This window comes from Delftia sp. UME58 (genome assembly GCF_014170385.1).
Lineage (GTDB): Bacteria > Pseudomonadota > Gammaproteobacteria > Burkholderiales > Burkholderiaceae_C > Comamonas > Comamonas acidovorans.
Map to the genome: position 1 here is coordinate 342079 of NZ_LZZV01000055.1, position 21444 is coordinate 363522.

General features: G+C 68.2%; 18 protein-coding genes and 2 tRNA genes. 15 read left to right on the forward strand and 5 right to left on the reverse strand.

Annotated elements, in window-relative coordinates; all coding sequences use genetic code 11:
• Positions 1-92 precede the first annotated feature (92 nt).
• From A9976_RS17115 to A9976_RS17125, 3 genes are read left to right on the forward strand one after another with little or no spacing between them, the layout of a single operon-like run.
• Positions 93-773 carry a CsgG/HfaB family protein gene (locus tag A9976_RS17115; RefSeq protein ID WP_183019977.1) on the forward strand — a complete coding sequence of 227 codons (681 nt, stop codon included), beginning with the start codon at positions 93-95 and terminating at the stop codon, positions 771-773.
• Positions 770-1144, forward strand: a complete 375-nt coding sequence (locus tag A9976_RS17120; protein WP_183019978.1) for a DUF4810 domain-containing protein — start codon at positions 770-772, stop codon at positions 1142-1144. The genes A9976_RS17115 and A9976_RS17120 overlap by 4 nt, the downstream gene beginning before the upstream one ends.
• A 1-nt stretch (position 1145) precedes the next feature.
• Positions 1146-1808, forward strand: coding sequence for a DUF799 domain-containing protein (locus A9976_RS17125; protein WP_183019979.1), 663 nt, complete (start codon positions 1146-1148; stop codon positions 1806-1808).
• A gap of 58 nt (positions 1809-1866) precedes the next feature.
• Here the strand turns inward: A9976_RS17125 and A9976_RS17130 are convergent, their stop codons facing one another.
• Positions 1867-3651: a methyl-accepting chemotaxis protein gene (locus A9976_RS17130; protein ID WP_183019980.1), complete on the reverse strand. Its 1785-nt coding sequence runs from the start codon at positions 3649-3651 to the stop codon at positions 1867-1869.
• Positions 3652-3863: 212 nt separating this feature from the next.
• Between A9976_RS17130 and A9976_RS17135 the strand changes: the two genes are divergently transcribed.
• Entirely contained in the window at positions 3864-4727 is an 864-nt protein-coding gene (locus A9976_RS17135; protein ID WP_183019981.1) for a 3',5'-nucleoside bisphosphate phosphatase, read from the forward strand.
• 25 nt (positions 4728-4752) lie between these two features.
• Positions 4753-5397, forward strand: coding sequence for an L-threonylcarbamoyladenylate synthase (locus A9976_RS17140; protein ID WP_183019982.1), 645 nt, complete (start codon positions 4753-4755; stop codon positions 5395-5397).
• Between the two features lie 87 nt (positions 5398-5484).
• Here A9976_RS17140 and A9976_RS17145 read toward each other — a convergent pair whose 3' ends face one another.
• Positions 5485-6813 carry a methyl-accepting chemotaxis protein gene (locus tag A9976_RS17145; RefSeq protein ID WP_183019983.1) on the reverse strand — a complete coding sequence of 443 codons (1329 nt, stop codon included), beginning with the start codon at positions 6811-6813 and terminating at the stop codon, positions 5485-5487.
• 176 nt (positions 6814-6989) lie between these two features.
• Between A9976_RS17145 and A9976_RS17150 the strand changes: the two genes are divergently transcribed.
• From A9976_RS17150 to A9976_RS17170, 5 genes are all read left to right on the forward strand, one after another.
• Positions 6990-7667: a site-2 protease family protein gene (locus A9976_RS17150; RefSeq protein WP_013800873.1), complete on the forward strand. Its 678-nt coding sequence runs from the start codon at positions 6990-6992 to the stop codon at positions 7665-7667.
• A gap of 75 nt (positions 7668-7742) precedes the next feature.
• Entirely contained in the window at positions 7743-9035 is a 1293-nt protein-coding gene (locus A9976_RS17155) for a tryptophan--tRNA ligase (RefSeq protein ID WP_183019984.1), read from the forward strand.
• A gap of 94 nt (positions 9036-9129) precedes the next feature.
• Complete coding sequence (locus A9976_RS17160; RefSeq protein ID WP_183019985.1) at positions 9130-9843, forward strand: response regulator transcription factor; 714 nt, start codon at positions 9130-9132, stop codon at positions 9841-9843.
• Positions 9840-11627, forward strand: a complete 1788-nt coding sequence (locus tag A9976_RS17165; protein WP_259649234.1) for a FecR domain-containing protein — start codon at positions 9840-9842, stop codon at positions 11625-11627. Before A9976_RS17160 ends, A9976_RS17165 begins: the two co-directional genes overlap by 4 nt.
• 27 nt (positions 11628-11654) lie before the next feature.
• Positions 11655-14024 carry a CHASE2 domain-containing protein gene (locus A9976_RS17170; RefSeq protein ID WP_183019986.1) on the forward strand — a complete coding sequence of 790 codons (2370 nt, stop codon included), beginning with the start codon at positions 11655-11657 and terminating at the stop codon, positions 14022-14024.
• A 75-nt stretch (positions 14025-14099) separates the two neighbouring features.
• Here the strand turns inward: A9976_RS17170 and A9976_RS17175 are convergent.
• The 3 genes from A9976_RS17175 to hrcA all read right to left on the reverse strand — a co-directional run bounded on the left by A9976_RS17175 (position 14100) and on the right by hrcA (position 15504).
• Positions 14100-14176, reverse strand: a tRNA-Arg gene (locus A9976_RS17175).
• 177 nt (positions 14177-14353) lie between these two features.
• Positions 14354-14432 (reverse strand) — tRNA-Ile (locus A9976_RS17180).
• Positions 14433-14499: 67 nt separating this feature from the next.
• The gene (gene hrcA / locus A9976_RS17185; RefSeq protein WP_096913886.1) at positions 14500-15504 is read right to left on the reverse strand and encodes a heat-inducible transcriptional repressor HrcA; all 1005 of its coding nucleotides are present in this window, start codon (positions 15502-15504) and stop codon (positions 14500-14502) included.
• A 31-nt stretch (positions 15505-15535) separates the two neighbouring features.
• Between hrcA and A9976_RS17190 the strand changes: the two genes are divergently transcribed.
• Genes A9976_RS17190 through creC form a run of 5 tightly spaced genes read left to right on the forward strand, consistent with a single transcriptional unit; the run spans position 15536 to position 21343 of the window.
• Positions 15536-16432, forward strand: a complete 897-nt coding sequence (locus tag A9976_RS17190; RefSeq protein WP_012207218.1) for an NAD kinase — start codon at positions 15536-15538, stop codon at positions 16430-16432.
• A 2-nt stretch (positions 16433-16434) separates the two neighbouring features.
• Positions 16435-18210 carry a DNA repair protein RecN gene (gene recN / locus A9976_RS17195; RefSeq protein WP_183019987.1) on the forward strand — a complete coding sequence of 592 codons (1776 nt, stop codon included), beginning with the start codon at positions 16435-16437 and terminating at the stop codon, positions 18208-18210.
• 4 nt (positions 18211-18214) lie between these two features.
• Entirely contained in the window at positions 18215-19117 is a 903-nt protein-coding gene (rapZ, locus tag A9976_RS17200) for an RNase adapter RapZ (protein ID WP_183019988.1), read from the forward strand.
• Positions 19118-19146: 29 nt separating this feature from the next.
• The gene (creB, locus tag A9976_RS17205; protein ID WP_183019989.1) at positions 19147-19866 is read left to right on the forward strand and encodes a two-component system response regulator CreB; all 720 of its coding nucleotides are present in this window, start codon (positions 19147-19149) and stop codon (positions 19864-19866) included.
• Between the two features lie 16 nt (positions 19867-19882).
• A complete protein-coding gene (gene creC, locus A9976_RS17210) occupies positions 19883-21343 on the forward strand; it encodes a two-component system sensor histidine kinase CreC (RefSeq protein ID WP_183019990.1) in 1461 nt (486 codons plus the stop codon).
• Positions 21344-21444 lie beyond the last annotated feature (101 nt).

The window sequence follows — 21444 nt, forward strand, 5'->3', positions numbered from 1 at the left end:
GTCATTGCGGCGATTCAAACCACAGTCAGGTACCATCCCCGGCTTTGCAACAAATTATTGCAAATTCATTCCAATAAACGGGGAAACCATTCATGACTTCTCGCATCTGGCCATGCGCGGCCATTGCCATCACCTTGGCCGCAGGCCTTTCCGGCTGCTCCACCACCGAGCAATCGCGCACGCTTGAAACAGCCAAGCCCGCTTCTGCATCCAGCCCCTATCAAGGCCCGCGCAGCCCCATTTCCGTGGGCAAATTCGACAACCGCTCCAGCTTTCAACGCGGCATTTTCTCGGACGGCGTCGATCGTCTCGGCGGCCAGGCCAGGACCATCTTGGTAACCCATCTGCAGCAAAGCGGCCGATTCAGCGTGCTGGACCGCGACAACATGTCCGAGACCCGCCAGGAAGCGGGCTTCAACAGGCAGGAGCAGTCGATCAAGGGTGCGACCTATGTCGTGACCGGCGACGTGAGCGAATTCGGCCGCAAGGTGGTCGGGGACCGCCAGTTCTTCGGCGTGCTCGGCCGTGGCAAGGAGCAGGTGGCCTATGCCAAGGTCAGCCTGAACATCGTCAGGGTGCAGACCTCCGAAGTCGTCTATTCGGTGCAGGGTGCCGGCGAATACAGCCTGTCGAACCGCGAAATCGTGGGATTCGGCAGCACGGCCGGCTATGACTCCACGCTCAACGGAAAGGTACTGGATCTGGCCATCCGCGAAGCCGTGGACAAGCTGGCGGCCGGCATTGACAGCGGCGCATGGAAGCCCGCGCAATGAAGCGCCCCGTTCATTCGGCAACGGCCCTGGCCGCGCTGGCCGTTTGCGCCACGTTGGCCGGCTGCGCCGCGCCGCGCCAGCCGCTGTATGCCTGGAATGACTACCAGCCCCAGGTCTACCAGTACCTCAAGGACGACGGCAGTACCGGCGCCGAGGACCAACTGCTCAAGCTGGAAGAGACCCGCCTGAAGGTGCAGGCCGAGGGAAAGGCGCTGCCGCCCGGCTACCGCGCCCATATGGCCATGCTCTATTCCCGGACCGGCAACAACGAAAAGACGGTGGAGCAATTGGCCGAGGAAAAACATCATTTCCCCGAGTCCGCCATCTTCATGGACACGCTGCTGCAAACCTTCACGGCCCGCAAGAATTGACATGCGCCTGACCGACCACATCAAGACCCTGGCACTTGCCATGACCGTGGCGCTGACCGGGTGCGCCACCACCGCGCCCTATGACTATTCGGCGCTGCGGGCATCCAAGCCTGCCTCCATCCTGGTCATGCCTGCGCTGAACCAGTCCCCGGAAGTGAATGCACCGGCGGGCGTGCTGTCCCAGATCACGCTGCCGCTGGCCGAGGCCGGCTACTACGTTCTGCCCGTGGCTGTCACCGAGGAAATGTTCCGCCAGAACGGCATCGTCAGTGCCGACGACGCCCAGGAGCTGCCCGTGGCCAAGCTCAGGGAAATCTTTGGCGCCGATGCGGCCCTGTACCTGAACATCCGCAATTACGGCACCAGCTATGCGGTGATCAGCAGCGCCTCCGTGGTCACGCTGGAGGCCAGGCTGCTGGACCTGCGCACCGGCACCCAGCTGTGGGATGGCAGTGCCACGGCCTCCAGCGCCGAAGGACAAAGCTCAGGCGGCGGACTGGTCGGCATCCTGGTGACGGCACTGCTCAACCAGATCCTGGACACCATGAACGACCGCAGCGTGCAGATCGCCTCCATCGCCAACCAGCGCCTGCTGTCGCCCATGGCGCAGCGGGGACTGCTGCCAGGCCCGCGCTCGCCCGACTACGGCAAGCCGCGCAACTGACGAAGGCCTGCAGGCCGGCGCTGACTTGCACGCCGGCCTGCATCCCCGCTCCTCCCGCTCAGAAGGTCTCCCAGTCGTCATCCGCCCCGGCCTTGGCCGCTGTCCTGGCGGGTGCCTTCGCCACGGGCTGCTGGATCTGGGGCGCCGGTGCATTGCGCACGGCGGGCGCTGGACGTGCGGGTGCCGCAGGCGCAGGGCGCACCGCAGCAGTTGCACCGGTTGCACCGATAGATGCCGGCCGGCGTGCCGCTGCGGTGGCTGGCACCTGTGCCCTGGCCGGCGCCAGTGCGCTGCCCTCCTGCCCCAGCTTGAACACCGCCACCACCTCGGACAGGCGCCGCGCCTGGTCCTGCATGGCCAGCGCAGCCGCGCTGGATTCCTCGACCAGGGCCGCGTTCTGCTGGGTCATCTGGTCGAGCTGGGTCACGGCCTGGTTGACCTGGCCGATGCCGTCGCGCTGCTCGGTGGACGAGGCCGTGATCTCGCCGATGAGGTCGCTGACGCGGCGCACGCTGGAGACGATTTCCTCCATGGAACGCCCCGCCTGCTCCACCTGCTTCGAGCCCGACTGCACGTTGTCCACGCTGGTAGTGATCAGCAGCTTGATTTCCTTGGCGGCCTCGGCGCTGCGCTGGGCCAGCGAGCGAACCTCGCCCGCCACCACGGCAAAACCACGGCCCTGCTCGCCCGCGCGGGCCGCTTCCACGGCGGCGTTCAGCGCCAGGATATTGGTCTGAAAGGCAATGCCGTCGATCACGCCGATGATGTCGGCGATCTTGCGGCTGCTGTCCGTGATCTGCTGCATGCTGGTGACCACCTGGGCCACCACGGCACCGCCCTGCTCGGCCGCCTGTGCGGCCGTGGCCGCCAGCTGGTTGGCCTGGCGCGCCGTATCGGCCGACTGGGTGACGGTGGCCGTCAGCTCTTCCATGCTGGCAGCCGTCTCCTCCAGGTTGGCCGCTGTCTGCTCGGTGCGCGAGGACAGGTCCTGGTTGCCGCTGGCGATCTGGTTGGAGGCCGTGGACACGGACTCCACGCCAGAGCGCACTTCGCCCACCACGCCGCGCAGCCGCTGCGCCATGCCGTTGAGTGCGCCCAGCAGATGGCCCAGTTCATCGCCCCGGCTGCTTTGCACCGAGCCCGTGAGGTCGCCTGCGGCAATGCCGTCGGCCAGGGCCACGGCCTGGTCCAGCGGCCGCGTGATCGACCGCATGATGGCCACCCCCATGAGCAGGCCCAGGACCACGATGACCGCACTGGCCAGCGCGCCGATCCAGTACGCCTGGCGCCGATGGGCCACGCCTTCCTCGCGCCCCAGCTCGCTTTGGCGCTCCAGTTGCTGCACGAAGGCCTCCTGCGCGCTGTTGTAGCGCTCGGCTGCCGGGCGCAGCTGCTTTTCAACGATGTCGAACGTGGTGGCGAAATCGCTGGCCTTGCGCGCCTCCTGGGCTGCCGAGTTGGCCTTGAGCGTCTCGCGGCGCTCGGCCGCCACGGTGTCCAGCGCCTGCTTGGACTGCGTGCCCAGTTGCAGATCGCCCACCTGCTTTTGCAGCACGTTGATGCGCTCTATGCCCTTGCTCATCAACGCGCGCTGCTGCGCGGCCAGCGTCTCGTCGGGCGACATGGCCGCGACGATGGAACGCTCCACGCTCATCTGCGTCAGATGCCGCCACTCGCGCGCCAGCGTGGCGCCGCTTTGCGCGGTCATCACATCGGTGTTGATCTTCTCGTTGACCCCATGCAGATAGACCAGGATGCCGCCGTTGACCACCAGCATGCTCAACAGCAGTCCCAGCACCAGGGCCCACAGCTTCTGGGCGACCGTGATTTGATTCAAATTCATGGAAAAACCGATCTTTTTTATAACAATGCCGGAGCCAGGCCATGGCGCCCCTGCCGCCCATCGCTCCGGAAACCATTCTTGTCCACCCTTGACGGCGCCTGGCTGATCATCGTCATGCATCCGTCACTATTGAGCCCTGTTAACCCGCACTCAGGGAAGTCCCCCAGCCGCACTGCCCGGCTCGGAAAAGCACCGACACCTACAATGGACCGGTGCCCAAGTCCTATCTGAACGCCGATCTGCATAGCCACTCCGTGGTCTCGGATGGAACGCTGACGCCGGAGCAACTGGCCGAACGCGCCGCCTCCCGGGGCGTGCAGCTGTGGGCGCTGACCGACCATGACGAAGTCGGCGGCCAGCACCGCGCCGCCGCCGCTGCGCGCGCCTGCGGCATGGACTACCTGACGGGCGCCGAGATCTCGGTGAGCTTTGCAGGTGCCACCGTGCACATCGTGGGGCTGGGCTTTGACGCGGACGACCCCGCCCTGCTCGAAGGGCTGCACGCCACGCGCGACGGGCGCGGCCCACGCGCCCGCGAGATGGCCCGCCAGCTGGAGCTGGCCGGCATCGAAGGCAGCTACGAAGGCGCGCTGCGCTTCGCCGGCAATCCCGGCCTGATCTCACGCACCCATTTCGCACGCTTTCTCGTGGAATCCGGCCGCTGCCGCGACACGGGCGAGGTGTTCCGCCACTACCTGACCGAAGGCCATCCCGGCTACGTGCCCCACACCTGGGCCCGCCTGGCCGACGCCGTGCGCTGGATCACGCAGGCCGGCGGTGTGGCGGTGATCGCCCATCCGGCCCGCTACGCGCTCACCGCCAACGAGGAATACGCGCTGTTTTCCGAATTCAAGGCCCATGGCGGCCAGGGCGTCGAGGTCGTCACCGGCAGCCACCGGCCCAGCGAATACGCCATCTATGCCGACATGGCGCGCGAGTTCGGCCTGGCCGCATCGCGCGGCAGCGACTTCCACAGCCCCGAGGAATCGCACACCGATCTGGGCGACCTGCCCTACCTGCCGGGCCAGCTGACGCCGGTATGGGAATTGCTGGGCGAGCGCATACAGCTGGCCTGAGCCCCTCCCGCCAACAACGCACACCATGGTCCTACGCTTCGAAGCCCACCCCGACAATCCCCAGCCCCGTCTCATCAAGCAGGCCGCCGACATGCTGCGCCAGGGCGCCATCCTGGCCATTCCCACGGATTCCAGCTACGCGCTGGTCTGCCACCTGGACGACCGCCCTGCGGTGGAGCGGCTTCGCCGCATCCGGCAGATCAACGACAAGCACCATCTCACGCTGCTGTGCCGCGACCTGTCTGAACTGTCCAGCTATGCGCGCGTGGACAACCGCCAGTACCGCCTGCTCAAGCTGGCCACGCCGGGGCCGTACACCTTCATCCTGGAAGCCTCCAAGGAAGTGCCCAAGCGCCTGAGCCATCCCTCGCGCAAGACCATCGGCCTGCGCGTGCCGGACCGCAAGGGCACGCAGCTGCTGCTGGAGCAACTGGGCGAGCCGCTGATCGCCACCACGCTGATCCCGCCGGGCGAGACCGAGGCCTTGCACGACGCGGACGCCATCCTGGAGCGCTTTCCCCACGAGCTTGACGCCATCGTCGATGCAGGCGCCTGCCCTTCGGAGCCGACCACCGTGATTGACCTGGTTCCCATGGCCCTGGGCAATCCACCCACCGTGGTGCGGCAAGGCCGGGGCAGCCTGGAAGCCTTGGGCCTGGAGATGGCCTGAACACGGCCACACGCCGCCACACGCCGCACAAAAACAAACGCCGGACATGCCCGGCGTTTGTTCTTGGAAATTGCCGCAGGCAGCCGCTCAGTGCTGTGCCCACTCCAGCGGCCGGGCAGCGGGAACGGGAGCGCGCTGCACAGGCCTTGTCGCGGCTGCGGACAAGGCCGAGGCCGGCGCCATCGATGGCCTGTCCTGTATCGTCGGCGCACCAGTAACCGCAGCCTCCTGCGGTTCGTCGTCGAGCTTGAAGGCACCCACCGCCTGCTCCAGATCCTGGGCGCGCTCGCTCAACGCCGAAGCCGCACGCGAGGCCTGCTGCACCAGGGCGGCGTTCTCCTGGGTGGCGCTGTCCATGTGGCCCACGGCGGCGTTGACCTGGGCAATGCCCTCGCTTTGCTCGCGCAGCGCCTGCGACATTTCGCCCAGCAGGCCCGAGACCTGGCCCACGGCGCCGACAATCTCCTGCATGGTGGCGCCCGCCTGGTTGACCAGGCCCGCGCCGCTTTCCACCTGGCGCACGCTGGTGGTGATCAGTTCCTTGATCTGCTTGGCAGCCTCGGCCGAACGGCCGGCCAGGCTGCGCACCTCGCTGGCCACCACGGCAAAGCCCCGGCCCTGCTCGCCCGCACGTGCCGCCTCCACGGCCGCGTTCAGCGCCAGGATATTGGTCTGGAAGGCAATGCCTTCGATGACCTGGATGATGTCCACGATCTTGCGCGAGCTGCCGCTGATGGCCTCCATGGTCTGCACCACCTCGCCCACCACGGCCCCGCCGCGCCTGGCGGTGGACGAGGCATCGACGGCCAGGCCGCTGGCCGAATGCGCGCGGTCGGCGTTCTGGCGCACGGTGGCGGTGAGCTGTTCCATGCTGGCCGCCGTCTGGGCCAGCGCCGAGACCTGGGCCTCGGTGCGGCGCGACAGGTCGGAGTTGCCGGCGTCGATCTCGCCGGCAGACAGGCCGATGGAGTCCGTGGATTGCTTGATGCGGCCGACCAGCTCGGTCAGCGTGTCCTCCATGGTGCCCAGCGCGCCCAGCAGGCGGCCGAAGTCGCCCTGCAGCTCGGTAGAGAACTCCTGGCTCAGATCGCCGGCCGCCACCGTTTCGGCAATCAGGATGGCCTGGCCCAGCGGCTGCACGATGCCGCGCCGCAGGCTGAACCATGCCACCAGGGCCAGTGAGCAGACGGCCGCCCCCAGGCCCAGCACCCACCAGCGCGTGTGCACCAGCGCCTGCTCGGCCACCGTGGTCGCCCCTCCGGCCGCCAGCGCCTGTTCGGCCTGCCCCAGTGAAAACACCGTGACCGCCATCATCGTGAACACCAGCAGATTGATACCGCCGAACGCAATCACCAACCGCCAGCCTATCGGCAGCCTGCCCAAGCCCAGTACGCCCACGTGCCACCTCTTGTACATATGGCCCGAGGGCCTTGGTGAAAAACCTGTTGAGGAAACCATCTCATCGGTGTTTCATTTTGCAACACAGAACCGGGCATTGCCAATCTGCGGGAAACCACCATATCCACGCAGCCAGAGCGCAGCGCACGGGCTCTGGCGGCTGCCAGCGGCAAGGGTGGCCAGCGTCTGAGACAATGCCCGCCGTGGACATCTCCAACCTCATCCAGACCGTACTCATCTACGCCCTGCCCGTGCTCTTCGCGATCACGGTGCACGAGGCGGCCCATGGCTATGCCGCGCGCCACTTCGGCGACAACACGGCCGCCATGATGGGACGCATCACGCTCAACCCCATCAAGCACATCGACCCCATCGGCACCATCCTGATGCCGCTGCTGCTGTACTTCGCCACCTCGGGCGCCTTTCTGTTCGGCTACGCCAAGCCCGTGCCCGTGCGCTTCGACCAGTTGCGCAACCCCAAGCGCGACATGATCTGGGTGGCCCTGGCAGGCCCGGCCTCCAATTTCGTGCAGGCCCTGCTGTGGGGCGTGCTGCTGGTGGTTCTGGTGGGATCGGGCGTGGGCGAGCGCTTCTTCATTGAAATGTGCCGCGCCGGCATCCTGGTCAATCTGGTGATGTGGGCCTTCAACCTGTTTCCACTGCCGCCGCTGGACGGTGGCCGCATCCTGGTCGGCCTGCTGCCCTGGCGCCAGGCGCAGTGGGTGGCGCGCATCGAGCCCTGGGGCTTTTTCATCGTCATGGGCCTGGTCATCGCCGGCGTGGTCGGCAGCCTGTGGCTGCGCCCGCTGATGGACCTGGGCTACGCCGTGATCGACTTCGCGCTGACCCCGCTGATCGCGCTGCTGCGCTGAACGTGCCGCAGAACGGCCCAACGGCTGTCTCTGCGGCTCCCTGTTTTTCTCTCTTGCCTGTCGAAGTCTCCCGTCATGAGCACCATCCGTTTCCTCACCGGCATCACTCCCAGCGGAACCCCGCACCTCGGCAACTATGCCGGCATGCTGCGCCCGGCCATCGCGGCCAGCCGCTCGCGCGAGGTCGAGAACTTCTACTTCCTGGCCGACTACCACGCCCTGATCAAATGCCAGGACCCGGCACGCGTGCAGCGCTCCACCATCGAGATCGCGGCCAGCTGGCTGGCGGCCGGCCTGGACCCCGAGCATGTGACCTTCTACCGCCAGTCCGACATTCCCGAGATCCCCGAGCTGTGCTGGCTGCTGACCTGCGTGACCGGCAAGGGCCTGCTCAACCGCGCCCACGCCTACAAGGCGGCCGTGGACAAGAACCATGCGGACGGCACCGAGGCCGATGACGGCGTGACCGCCGGCCTGTTCATGTACCCCGTGCTCATGGCGGCCGACATCCTGGCCTTCAACGCGCACAAGGTGCCTGTGGGCCGCGACCAGGTCCAGCACATCGAGATGACCCGCGACATGGCCTCCAGCTTCAACCACATCTACGGCGGCGAGTTCTTCACGCTGCCAGAGGCGCAAGTCGAGGAGAACGTGGCCACGCTGCCCGGCCTGGATGGCCGCAAGATGAGCAAGAGCTACAACAACACCATCCCGCTGTTCTCCTCGCGCGAGCAGCTGCGCAAGCTCATCGGCAGCATCACCACCGACTCGCGCACGCCCGGCGAGCCCAAGGAAGTCGAGGGCTCGGCCCTGTTCCAGATCTACCAGGGCTTTGCCAGCGAAGAGGAAACCGGGGCGCTGCGCCGCCAGTACGCCGAAGGCATTGCCTGGGGCGATGCCAAGCAGCAGTTGTTCGAGCGCATCGACCGCGAGCTGGCACCCATGCGCGAGCGCTACGAGCACCTGGTGGCCCATCCTGCCGAGCTGGAGGACATCCTTCAGGCCGGCGCCGCCAAGGCCCGCCGCGAGACCCTGCCCCTGATCCGCGAACTGCGCTCGGCCGTCGGGCTGCGCAGCCTGGCACAGGCCCCCGTGGCCGCCAAGGCCAAGGCCGCCAGGCAGGCCCTGCCCCAGTTCAAGCAATACCGCGAAGCCGACGGCAAGTTCTACTTCAAGCTCGTCGCCGCCGACGGCCGGCTGCTGCTGCAAAGCCTGGGCTTCGACGCACCCAAGGAAGCCGGCCAGGCCATCGGCCAGTTGCAAAGGGAAGGCGAGGCGGCCCTGTCCGCACTGCAGCCCCGCCTGCAGCCCGCAGACCCCCAGTTGGTGCTGGCCGCCCTGCAACAACTGCGCGATGCCGCAGAGTAAGGGTAAGCTTCGCTTGAGAAACCGCCTATTTGCGGGCAGTCTTGCCCGCGGGCCCTGCGCCGGGATTGCGGCGCGTGCGTGAAAGGACATTTGGATGCGTATAGCTGCTCTGGACGATGATCCGCTGCAACTGGAGATGCTGCGTCAGGTCGCGCTGGAGACGGGCCACAGCTGCCACACCTACCAGACGGGCTCGGCCCTGCAACTGGAGCTTCGCCGCGAGAGCTTCGACCTGCTGATCGTGGACTGGCACCTTCCGGACATGGAAGGAACGGACCTGGTGCGATGGGCGCGCGGCCATGTCAGCCGCGAACTGCCCATCCTCATCATCACCCACCGCAGCGAAGAGGCCGACATCGTCGAGGGCCTGTCCTGCGGCGCCGACGACTTCATGGTCAAGCCCGTGCGCCATGGCGAGCTGCGCGCGCGCATGGCCGCCCTGTTGCGCCGCGCCTACCCGGTGAACACGCAAAGCGTGCTGGAGTTCGGACCCTACCGGTTCCTCACCACCACCAACAGCCTGGAAATGCACGGCCAGCCCATCGAAGTGACGCACCGCGAGTACACGCTGGCCCTGACCCTGTTCCAGAACCAGGGCCGCCTGCTGTCGCGCGAGCACTTGCGCGAAGCAGTGTGGGGGCACAACGCAGAAGTGCAGTCGCGCTCGCTGGACACGCATATCTCGCGCCTGCGTGCCCTGCTGAACCTGCGCGCCGGACAGCCCTATGCCATCAGTGCCGTGTACGGCTATGGCTATCGCCTCGATGTGCCCGACGCAGCCCTGCAGGCGCTGCAGCAGGCATCATGACCGTACGCATGGCTGCCACCCTGGGCAGGCCCGTATCACGGGCCTGCATGCTTGCCGCCCTCGGCCTGCTGGGCCTGGGCAGCGCACAGGCCCAGATCAAGCCCGTGGGCCGCAACGGCGACACGATGGCGCACCGGGTCGTCGCCGGCGACACGCTGGAGCAGCTGGCGGCGCGCTACCTGGGCGATGCCCGCCAGTGGACCGATCTGCAGCAGCACAACGGCGTGGCCAATCCCTACCGCCTGCGGCCTGGCTCCGTGCTGGAGATCCCCGTGCGCCTGCTGCGCGCCGCCGTGGCCTCCGTGGAATTCGTGCAGGGCGATGCGCGCAGCACGCGCCCGCTGGACCACCTGGCCGATACGCAAGGCGCGGCCGGAGACGATGCGAGCCAGCCCCTGCGCAAGGGACAGACGCTGCAGGAAGGCGAACGCCTGCAGTTGGCCCCGGACGCATTCGTCGCCGTACGCCTGGCCGATGGCTCCCTGGTGCGCGTGCAGTCGCAGTCCGATGTGGTGCTGCGCCAGATGCGCCGCAAGGGCCGTGCCGGCAGCCTGCAGTCCGTACTGGACCTGCGCGAGGGCGGCGTCGAGGCCTCGGTGCCGCCTGAACCCGCCAACGCCCAGCGCCGCTTCGAGATCCGCACGCCCGCTGCATCGACCAGCGTGCGCGGCACCCGTTTCCTGGTCCAGGCCGATGCCGCCGGCAGCACGGCGGCCGCCGTCGATGAGGGCACCGTCGCCGTGGGCTCCGACGCCTCGGGCGCAAACACTGGCGATGCGCTGCTGCGCCCGGGCCAGGGCGTGGCAGTTGCTGCCAATGGCAGCGTGGGCGAGCCCCGCCCCATGCTGGGTGCACCCGACATCACGGCGTGGCCCGCGCTGGCGGAAGACGCCAACTGGATCAGCCTGCCCCTGCCCGGCTTGCCGGGCGCCGTGCGCTACCAGTTGCAGCTGTCGCGCGATGCCGACATGACCCAGGTGCTGCGCAGCGCCAGTTTCCAGGCCACGGCATCGCCGCTGCGCCTGGCGGGTGTGGAGGACGGCGACTACGTGCTGTCCCTGCGCGGCATCGATGCCCAGGGCATTCCGGGCGCAGCCAGCCGCCGCGCCCTGCGCGTCAAGGCCCATCCCGTGCCGCCGCTGTATGAATCGCCGCAGGCCGACGCCACCGTGGGCCTGGGTCGCGCCAGCCTGCAATGCACCCAGGTCGTGGGCGCTGCGCGCTACCGCATCCAGGTCGTCTCTGCCGATGCGCAGGCCGGCTTTGCCGAGCCCGCCATCGATGCACGCGACCTGCACGACTGCGCACTGCCCGCCACCACGCTGGCACGCCTGCCGGCCGGACGCTATCTCTGGCGTGCCGCCAGCATTCGCACGCTGGCCGATGGCCAACCCGACCAGGGTCCGTTCGCCCCCGCCCAGACCATGCAACTGGCTGCCGTTCCTGCCCAGCCCTCGGCCAGCGCGCTGCAGTTGGGCGACGGCCCGGCCGAAGGCAGCCGCCAGATCCGCTGGAGCGGCGAGCCCGGCCAGCGCTACCACGTGATGGTGGCGCGCGACCAGGAGTTCACCGCGCCGCTGGTTGACCTCTGGACCGACCAGCCGCAATGGAGCACCGAGGACCTGCCCGCAGGCAGCTACTACCTGCGCCTGCAGATCGAGGATGCCAACGGCCTGCGCAGCGACTTCTCGGCCGCGCGCCAGTTCCGCACCGGCCGCTGGATCGTCGATGCCAGCGGCGAGATGATGCATTCGGGCAACGGAGAGCGCCTGCAGCGCCAGTAGCCGTGCCCGTTCATTCCCTGACCGCGCTTGTCCACCCTGCCGCCCCCGCCTGACAGCCCCGCCACGACGGCGCAGCCAGCGCCAGCGCGTGGCCGTGGACTGCGGCGGGACTGGCTGCTGCTGGCGGCGGGCCTGCTGTCCCTGGTGTTCTGGCTCGGCGGCGACGGGCAGCTGGACCGCATCAACGGCTTCGTCCAGGACACGGCCAGCTGGCTGCACCGGCCCAAGGCATCGCAGGACATCGTCATCGTCGCCATAGACGATGCCAGCATCGACGCCATTGGCCGCTGGCCCTGGCGCCGCGCTCTGCACGCCGGCCTGCTGGAACGCATCAGCCAGGCACCGCCGCGCGCCATAGGCCTGGACGTGATGCTCAGCGAGGAAGACCTGGACTACCCCGGCGACGACCTGCTGCTGGCGCGCGTTCTGCAGCGCAGCGGCCGCACCGTCTTGCCCGTGGCGCCAGGCAGCGGCCCGCTGCCGACCTTCGCACAGGCCGCAGCGGCGCTGGGCCATACCCAGCTGCCCGTGGACGCCGATGGCGCCGTGCGCAGCTTCCATGCCGTCGAAGGCAGTGCGCAGCAGCCCTGGTGGCACATGGCGCTGGCCCTGCATTGCGTGGGCGAGAACGGGCGCGCATGCGCCCGCCCGGAGCCCGTGCCGCCCATGGACCCCGACGCACCCTCCTGGCAGCGCCGCCAGCAGGAGATCATTGCCTTTGCACAGGCCGGGCCGGAGCAAGGCGCCAGGGACCGCTCGCCCTTCACCACCTATTCCTACATCGACGTGCTGCGCGGCCGCATTCCTGCGGCCGCATTCCGCGGCAAATACGTGCTCATCGGCACGACGGCCGCCGGACTGGGCAGCCGGTTCACCGCACCACTGGGCACCAGCGCGCGGCCCATCTCCAGCGTGGAGATGCTGGCCCACGTGCTCAACGGCAGCCTGCAGGGCTCTCATGCGCATCCCGCTTCGGCCACGCTCAACCGCGCGCTCAATGCGGCAGCCGTGCTGCTGGCCCTGCTGGCCCTGGCCTGGCTGGGCCCTTCCGGCGGCATGCTGGCCTGCGCGCTGCTGGCCCTGGCCTGCCTCTCGCTGGCCGGACTTGCGCCGCGCCTGTGGCAGGTGCAGACGGCCCCTGCAGCCGGCCTGCTGGGCCTGGCCCTGGCCTATCCGCTCTGGAGCTGGCTGCGCCTGCGCGCGGCCGCGCGCTTTCTGGCGCTGGAACTGCGCGACCTGCAGGGCCAGGGCCTGCCCACCGCGCTGCGCCTGGGCGGCGACCTGCTGGACCAGCGCATCGCGGCCGTGGAGCAGGCTTCGCGCCAACTGCGCGCCCTGCACCATTTCGTCAGCGAAAGCCTGCGCCAGCTGCCCTCGCCCACCTTTGTCTGCGACCGGCAGGGCCATGTGCTGCTGGCCAATGCCGCAGCCCACGCCTATGCGCGCAGCCTGGGGCATGGCCTCAGGGCCGGCGATGCCCTGCCTCGGCTGCTCGATGGCCTGCGGGTCCTGGACACGGCAGCCGGCGCATCCGCCGGCCAGCCCTTGCTCACGCACGAGGCGCTTGCCGCCCACGGTCTGCCGCCCAGCAGCGAGGGGCGCGACCCCATGGGACGCAGCCTGATGCTGCTGACCCAGACCTTCGAGGCACCTCCCACCACGGGCTGGCTGATCACCCTGGTCGATATCAGCGATCTGCGCAGCGCCCAGGCCCAGCGCGACCAGGCCATGCAGTTCATCTCGCACGACATCCGTGCGCCCGTGGCCTCCATCATCACCTTGCTGGAGATGCAGCGCGGCGCCGCACAGGCGCCCGACCTCGGCCTCCTGCTGCCGCGCATCGAAGGCTATGCCCAGGCCTCCCTGCAGCTGGCCGACGATTTCGTGCACCTGGCACGCGCCCAGCAGCAGGCGCTGCGCCGGGAACGGCTGGACCTGGGCCTGGTGCTGGACCAGGCCGTGGAAAGCTGCTGGGCCCAGGCCTCTGCGGCCCACGTGCAGCTGGAGTTCCACCTGCCCGAACATGAATGCCCCGTGCTGGGCGATGCGGGCATGCTCCACCGCGCGGCCGTCAACCTGATCGGCAACGCCATCAAATACGGAGCGCGTGCAGATCAGGCAAACCCCGCCACGGTGCAATGCCTGCTGCAGCAGGACGCAGGCCATTGCCGCCTCACCATCCGGGACCACGGGCCCGGCATGGATGGGCAGGCCGTCGCCCGGCTGAGCCAGCCGTTCGAGCGCCTGGACCATCACCGGCACCTCGACGGCGTGGGCCTGGGCCTGGCCTTCGTGCGCACCGTGGCCGCCCGCCATGGCGGGCGGCTTGAGATAGAAAGCATGCCCGGCCAGGGCAGCGCCTTCAGCGTCGTGCTGCCGAAAGCGCAACAGGCCTGACCTGACATCCCAGGGATACGGATGCGGAAAACGAAAAAGCCCTGAAGTCTTTCAACTTCAGGGCTTTGCGTTTTTTGGTGCGGCTGGCAGGAATCGAACCCACGACCCCTTGGTTCGTAGCCAAGTACTCTATCCAGCTGAGCTACAGCCGCAACGCTTCGCATTGTAGCAGCGGGTTTTGGGGCTCCCGGACAAAAGCGCCATATTTCTGCAAAAAAACCGGCAGCCGCATCCACCGGCAACCGGGCGATGGCCCGCCATGCGGCAGCCCTGCGCCCAGCAAAAAAGCCTGCCGCCCGGAAGGGCGGCAGGCTTTCCATACCAATGGATGGTAGGGCCTCCCAGAGTCGAACTGGGCACCAACGGATTATGAGTCCGCTGCTCTAACCAAGCATGAGCTAAGGCCCCTGATTCACCAAGGCAGCGCGTATGCACGCCATGGCAAACAACTATTGTAGGGCCTAACCTGCGGGACTCAGCGCTTGTGGCTCAGCGCGTTGCTGACCAGCTTGGAGGTGATGTCCACGATCTGGATCATGCGGTCGTAGTGCATGCGGGTGGGGCCGATCACGCCCAGCGTGCCCACCACCTTGCCGTCGAGCTCGTAGGGCGCGCTGACCACGGACAGCTCCTCGAAAGGCACGACCTGGCTTTCACCGCCGATGTAGATGCGCACGCCTTCCGCCTGGCTGGAAAAATCCAGCAGCCTGAGGATCTGGGTCTTTTGCTCGAACAGGTCGAAGGCGCGGCGCAGATTGCCCATGTCGCTGGAGAAATCGCTGACCGACAGCAGGTTGCGCTCGCCCGCGATGACCACGTCTTCCTGGGCGCTGGTCATGGCCTCCGTGCCGATGTTGACGGCCGCCTGCATGAGCGTGGCCACCTCGCCGCGCAGCAGCTCCACCTCGCCCTTGAGGCGCTCGCGCACCTCTTCCATGGCCAGGCCCGCGTAGTGGCTGTTGAGGAAGTTGGAGGCTTCGATCAGCTGCGAGGCCGAGTAGTCCACATCGGTGAAGATGACGCGGTTTTGCACGTCACCGTCGGGCGATACGATGATGACCAGAAAGCGCCGCTCCGACAGCCGCACGAATTCGATGTGCTTGAACACCGAGGTGCGGCGCGGTACCAGCACCACACCCACGAACTGGGAAAGGCTGGACAGCAGGTTGGCGGCGTTGGCGATGACTTTCTGCGGCTGCTCGGGCGCGAGTTCGGGCGTCACGATATCGGCACGGTCTGCGGTGAGCATGGTGTCCACGAACAGCCGGTAGCCCCGGGCGGTCGGAATGCGGCCCGCCGAGGTGTGCGGGCTGATGATCAACCCCAGGTCTTCGAGGTCAGCCATCACATTGCGTATCGTGGCAGGCGACAATTCAAGCCCCGACGCACGCGACAGGGTTCGCGAGCCCACAGGCTGGCCGTCAGCGATATAACGCTCGATCAGCGCTTTGAGCAACAACTTGGCACGTTCGTCGAGCATGTGATGATTTTAATGATGTAATTTGCCGGAAATGACGTCCACGTTTCGCCACGTTGCCTTGATCGGGAAGTACCACGCTCCCAGCGCAAGCGCCCCGTCCGAGAATGCCAGCAACGCGCTTGAGCGCATTGCGGACTTCCTCAGGCGCCAGGGCTGCGAAGTCGTGCTCGATACCCAATCGGCCCTGCACGCAGGGCTCACAGACTACCCCACCCTCGATGTCGATGGCCTGGGCAGGCATTGCGACCTGGGCCTGGTCGTCGGCGGCGACGGCACCATGCTCGGCGTGAGCCGGCACCTGGCGCAATACGGAACGCCCCTGATCGGGGTGAACCAGGGCCGCCTGGGCTTTGTCACCGACATCGCGCTGGAGGACTTCGAGGCCACGCTCACGCCCATGCTACAGGGCGAATACGAGGAGGACCTGCGCCCCCTGATGTGCGCCCGCGTGATCCGCGACGGCCAGTGCGTGTTCGAGGCCCTGGCCATGAACGACGTGGTGGTCAACCGCGGCGGCACCTCGGGCATGGTGGAGCTGCGCATCGAGGTGGGCGGCCGCTTTGTCTCCAACCAGCGCGCCGACGGCCTGATCGTGGCCACGCCCACGGGCTCCACGGCCTATGCGCTGTCCGCGGGCGGGCCGATGATGCATCCGTCCATCCCCGCCTGGGTGATGGCACCCATTGCGCCGCACAACCTGTCCAACCGCCCCATCGTGCTGTCCGATGCCAACGAGGTCACGATCGAGGTCGTGGCCGGGCGCGATGTCAGCGCCAATTTCGACATGCAGTCCCTGGCCTCGCTGCAGCACGGCGACCGTATCCTCGTGAGCCGCGCCCACCACAGTGTGCGCTTTCTGCACCCCAAGGGCTGGAATTACTTCGCCACGCTGCGCAAGAAACTGGGCTGGAACGAGGGAGGCGCCTGACCATGGCGCTCAAGCGCATCGTTCTGCGCGACTTCGTGATCGTGCAGGCCCTTGATCTGGACTGGCAGGCGGGCTTCACCGTGCTGACCGGGGAGACCGGCGCCGGCAAATCCATCCTGATCGACGCATTGCAGCTGGCCCTGGGCGCCCGCGCCGACGCCGACGTGGTGCGTGAAGGCTGCACCCAGGCCGATATCTGCGTGGAGTTCGACGGCTGCGCACGGCTGCGCCCCTGGCTGGAGGCCGCAGGCCTGGCCTGCGAGGACAGCGGCCTGCTGCTGCGGCGCACAGTGGACGCCCAGGGCCGCAGCCGCGCCTGGATCAACGGCACACCAGCCACGGCCACGCAGCTGCGTGCCCTGGGCGAGCAGCTCATCGACATCCACGGCCAGCATGCCTGGCAAAGCCTCACGCGGCCCGATGCGGCGCGCGCCCTGCTGGACGCCTATGCCGGCATCGACAGCCGCGAGGTCCAGGGCTGCTGGAGCCGTTGGTCCCAGGCCCGGCAGGCGCTGCAGCATGCGCAATCCGCCCAGGACAGCCTGCAGCGCGAGCGCGAGCGGCTGCAGTGGCAGATCACCGAACTCGACAAGCTGGCCCCGCAGGCCGACGAGTGGGACGACCTCAACGCCCAGCATACGCGCCTGTCCCATGCCCAGACGTTGATCGATGCGGCACAGACCACGCTGCAGATGCTGGAAGACGACGAGGCCGGCGTGATCAGCCCGCTGGGCCGCGCCAGCCATCTGATCCAGAACCAGGAGCACCTGGAGCCGGACTTCCAGAACATTGCAGACGTGCTGGCCTCATGCATGGCCCAGGCGCAGGATGCGCGCCATTCGCTGCAAAGCTATCTGCGCCGCGCCGACCTGGACCCCGAGCGCCTGGCCGAGCTCGATGAGCGCCTGTCGCTGTGGATGCAACTGGCGCGCCGCTACCGCCGCACGCCCGATGAATTGCCCGCGCTGCTGGCCGGATGGCGCCAGGAACTGCAGCAGCTGGACGCCGCCGTGGACATCGAGGCCCTGCATGCCGCCGAGCAATCGGCGCAGCAGCACTACCAGGCCAGCGCCCGGGTGCTGTCGCAGCAACGCGCCCTGGCCGCGCCGCGCCTGTCGCGCGCCATCACCCAGGCCATGCAGGGGCTGGGCATGGAAGGAGGCCTGTTCGAGGCCGCCCTGTCCACGGCCGACTCCCCCGGTGCCTTTGGCGTGGACAGCGTGGCCTTTCTGGTCGCCGGCCACCCGGGCGCCAGTCCCAAGCCGATTGCCAAGGTGGCCTCGGGCGGCGAGTTGTCGCGCATTTCGCTGGCGATTGCCGTGACCACCAGCGAACTGGGCGAGGCCGGCACGCTGATCTTCGACGAGGTGGACTCGGGCGTGGGCGGCGCCGTCGCCGAGACCGTGGGCCGCCTCATGCACGCACTGGGTCGATCGCGCCAGGTGCTGTCCGTCACCCATCTGCCGCAGGTTGCCGCCTGCGCCGACCAGCACTACCTGGTGGCCAAGCAGCGCGCAAGGCAAGGCACGCTCAGCACCGTGCAGCCGCTGGACAGCGCCGCACGCGAGGCCGAGCTGGCGCGCATGCTGGGTGGCGAGCGCCAGTCCGAAACCACGATGGCCCATGCCCGCGAAATGCTGGCCATGGCGCGCCAGGCACCCGCGCCCCGCCCGCCCCCGCGACGGGCCGGCCGGCAGCGGCCACCGGCCGATGCCGAACGCGCACGATCCAAGCCGGGACGTGCGGCCAACGGCGCGCGCAACACCAATGGAGGCTGATGCCATGTCGCTTGAGATCGTGCTGATCACCGGGATGTCCGGATCGGGCAAATCCGTCGCCCTGCATGCGCTGGAGGATGCCGGCTACTACTGCGTGGACAACCTACCCCCCGAGCTGCTGTCCGCCTTCGTCGAACTGGAGCATGGCCGCCACAGCAACAAGGTGGCCATCGCCATGGATGCGCGCAGCGCCGGCGGACTGCCCCACCTGCCCGGTCAGCTGGAACGGCTGCAGCGCCAGGGCGTCGTGCCCCACCTGGTCTTTCTGGACGCCACCACGGGCACCCTGGTGCGGCGCTTCTCCGAAACCCGGCGCCGCCACCCGCTGTCCCAGGGGCCGGTCGCCGAAGGCCGCCGCGCCCTGGTGCAGGACATAGAAAACGAGCGCGAGCTGCTGGGCGACCTGCGCGAGAAGTCGCATGTCATCGACACCAGCCACCTGCGCTCGTCCCAGCTGCAAAGCTATATCAAGGAGCTGATTGCGGCCCCGGTGGGCCAGATGACCCTGGTCTTCCAGTCCTTCGGCTTCAAGCACGGCCTGCCCTCGGATTCCGACTATGTGTTCGATGTGCGCATGCTGCCCAACCCGCACTACGAACCCCAGCTGCGCCCGCTGACCGGCATGGATGCACCCGTGGCCGAGTTCCTGCGCCAGCAGCCCGGCGTGGACCAGATGCGGCGCGACATCCAGCAGTTCCTGGAGTCCTGGCTGGACATGATGGCCAGCAACCACCGCAGCTATGTCACCGTGGCCATAGGCTGCACCGGGGGACAGCACCGCTCGGTCTTCCTGGTCGAGGAGCTGGCACGGCACTTCGCCCCGCGCTGGCCCACGCTGTGCCGGCACCGATCGCTGGACAGCCGGCCCACGCTCAAGCCTGCCGACTTGCTTGCGCACGACATCTGAGCGCCAGGCCCCGCCTCCGGAACACTGCGATGCAAGGCACGCCGTTGACGAATGCCCCCCGTGTGCTGCTTGTGGAGGACGACCCCGCCATCGCGCGCACCGTCTGCTATGCGCTGGAGCGTGACGGCATTGCCGTGCGCCACTGCCTGCAGCTGGCCGATGCACGCGCGCAATGGCAGGCGCAGCCGCCCGATGCCCTGCTGCTGGACGTGGGCCTGCCCGATGGCAACGGCCTGGACTGGTGCCGCGAGCTGCGCCAGGCCGGCGCCGTCGTGCCCCTGCTGGTGCTCAGCGCACGCGGCGAGGAAATGGACCGCGTACTGGGCCTGGAGCTGGGCGCCGATGACTACCTGACCAAGCCCTTCAGCCCGCGCGAGCTGGTGGCCCGCACCCGCGCCCTGCTGCGGCGCGCACAGCGCCTGCAACCCGCTGCAGCGACCAGCCCGACGCCCGCCGGCACCCTGTTCAGCATCGACCAGCAGGGCCAGCGCGTACGCATGCAGGGTGTGGCGCTGGATCTCACGCGGCGCGAGTACCAGCTGCTGCGCTGCCTGCTGGAGCGCCCCGGGCGCATCCTCAGCCGCGAGTTCCTGCTCGACAGCATCTGGGGCCAGGACAGCGACAGCACGGACCGCACCGTGGATACGCACGTCAAGACCCTGCGCGCCAAGCTGCGCGCCCAGGCGCCGCAGCAGGACTTCATCACCACCCACCGCGGCATGGGCTACAGCCTGACGCTGCCGGGCTGAGCCACCGCAGCACGCCATGCGCCTCGGACTGCGGCTGTTCTTCGCCTTTTTCGTCATCAACGGCCTGGCCGCATTCTTCGTGCTGCGCGTCTTCATGGTCGAGGTCAAGCCCAGCGTGCGCAAGGTGACCGAGGACACCCTGGTCGAGACCGCCTACGCCCTGGCCGCGCTGGCCAGCGACGACATGGCCAGCGGCGTGCTGCAGCAGCGCCCCGCCGACAGCCGCTTCGCGCACCACATGCAGGCCTATGCGAACCAGTCCGTCAAGGTCTGGATCTGGGACGCACGCAAGACCAGCCTGGACATGCGCGTCACCGTCACGGACCAGAAGGGCCTGGTGCTGTTCGACTCCGCCGGGCTGGACCAGGGCGCCGACTACTCGCGCTGGCGCGACGTGTACCGCACGCTGCGCGGCGAATACGGCGCACGCACCACGCGCGAGGTGCAGAACGACGAGGCCAGCAGCGTCATGTATGTCTCGGCACCCATCATGGTCGATGGCCGCGTGGCGGGCGTGCTCACCGCCTCCAAGCCCGCCCACTCGGTGCAGAAGATCGTGGACAGCGCGGAAAGCAAGATGCTGCGCGGCGGCCTGCTGTTCCTGCTGCTGTCGGCCGGCGTGGGCTTTGCCGTCACCTGGTGGCTGGTCATCCATGTGCGGCGCCTGCGCAGCTATGCCCAGCAGGTACAGGCTCCCACACTCAACGAGGCTGCCTCGCCCACCACGGCGCCCCCCATGCCCGAGGCCCCGCGCATGCCCGGCGAACTGGGCGAGCTGGCCCGCGCCATGGAGAACATGCGCAGCCGCCTGGAAGGGCGCGACTACATCGAAGGCTATGTGCGCGCCCTCACGCACGAGCTCAAGAGCCCCGTGGCTGCCATCCGTGGCGCAGGCGAGCTGCTGCAGGAAGACCTGCCATCGGCCGACCGCGAACTGTTCGCGCGCCAGGTGGTGGACCAGTGCCAGCGCCTGCAAAACCTCGTGGACCAGTTGCTGCGACTGAGCCAGCTGGAGCAGCGCCGCGCCCTGCACCCGCACACGGCCTGCAGCCTGCAGGCCTGTGCCGGGCAAGCCATGGCACAAGTGCACGGCGCAGCGCACCAACGCCGCATCCAGCTGGTGCTGCAAGGCCAGGACAGCAGCGGCCCCTGGGAGCAGGATCTGGTGGTGCTGGCCCTGAGCAACCTGCTCAGCAACGCCATCGACTTCGCCCCCGAGGGCAGCAGCATCCACGTGGACCTGGAGCCCGGCCGCGTCAGCGTGCGCGACCACGGCCCCGGCGTGCCCGAGGCCCTACTGGGCCGGCTGGGCGAGCGCTTTTTCACCACCCCCCGCCCCAACGGGGAGCGCAGCGGCACTGGACTGGGCCTGTCCATCGTGCTGCGCATCATGCTGCTGCACGGCGGCAGCATGCAGGCCACCAACGCCCAGCCCGGGCTGCGTGTCACGCTGAACTGGCCACTGCGGGCACACTGACGCCCACATACGCCCCCACACACACCCACATCGGCCCTGCGAATCCGACTTCACACCCGCTTCACACACTTCATTCCGGCCACACAGCCCCCGCCCAGACT

Bases quoted from the DNA above. Each gene is read 5' to 3' on its own strand.
- A9976_RS17115 (WP_183019977.1), top strand. From the start codon at position 93: ATGACTTCTCGCATCTGGCCATGCGCGGCCATTGCCATCACCTTGGCC.
- A9976_RS17120 (WP_183019978.1), top strand. From the start codon at position 770: ATGAAGCGCCCCGTTCATTCGGCAACGGCCCTGGCCGCGCTGGCCGTT.
- A9976_RS17125 (WP_183019979.1), top strand. From the start codon at position 1,146: ATGCGCCTGACCGACCACATCAAGACCCTGGCACTTGCCATGACCGTG.
- A9976_RS17130 (WP_183019980.1), bottom strand. From the start codon at position 3,651: ATGAATTTGAATCAAATCACGGTCGCCCAGAAGCTGTGGGCCCTGGTG.
- A9976_RS17140 (WP_183019982.1), top strand. From the start codon at position 4,753: ATGGTCCTACGCTTCGAAGCCCACCCCGACAATCCCCAGCCCCGTCTC.
- A9976_RS17145 (WP_183019983.1), bottom strand. From the start codon at position 6,813: ATGTACAAGAGGTGGCACGTGGGCGTACTGGGCTTGGGCAGGCTGCCG.
- A9976_RS17150 (WP_013800873.1), top strand. From the start codon at position 6,990: ATGCCCGCCGTGGACATCTCCAACCTCATCCAGACCGTACTCATCTAC.
- A9976_RS17155 (WP_183019984.1), top strand. From the start codon at position 7,743: ATGAGCACCATCCGTTTCCTCACCGGCATCACTCCCAGCGGAACCCCG.
- A9976_RS17160 (WP_183019985.1), top strand. From the start codon at position 9,130: ATGCGTATAGCTGCTCTGGACGATGATCCGCTGCAACTGGAGATGCTG.
- A9976_RS17165 (WP_259649234.1), top strand. From the start codon at position 9,840: ATGACCGTACGCATGGCTGCCACCCTGGGCAGGCCCGTATCACGGGCC.
- hrcA (WP_096913886.1), bottom strand. From the start codon at position 15,504: ATGCTCGACGAACGTGCCAAGTTGTTGCTCAAAGCGCTGATCGAGCGT.
- A9976_RS17190 (WP_012207218.1), top strand. From the start codon at position 15,536: ATGACGTCCACGTTTCGCCACGTTGCCTTGATCGGGAAGTACCACGCT.
- recN (WP_183019987.1), top strand. From the start codon at position 16,435: ATGGCGCTCAAGCGCATCGTTCTGCGCGACTTCGTGATCGTGCAGGCC.
- rapZ (WP_183019988.1), top strand. From the start codon at position 18,215: ATGTCGCTTGAGATCGTGCTGATCACCGGGATGTCCGGATCGGGCAAA.
- creB (WP_183019989.1), top strand. From the start codon at position 19,147: ATGCAAGGCACGCCGTTGACGAATGCCCCCCGTGTGCTGCTTGTGGAG.
- creC (WP_183019990.1), top strand. From the start codon at position 19,883: ATGCGCCTCGGACTGCGGCTGTTCTTCGCCTTTTTCGTCATCAACGGC.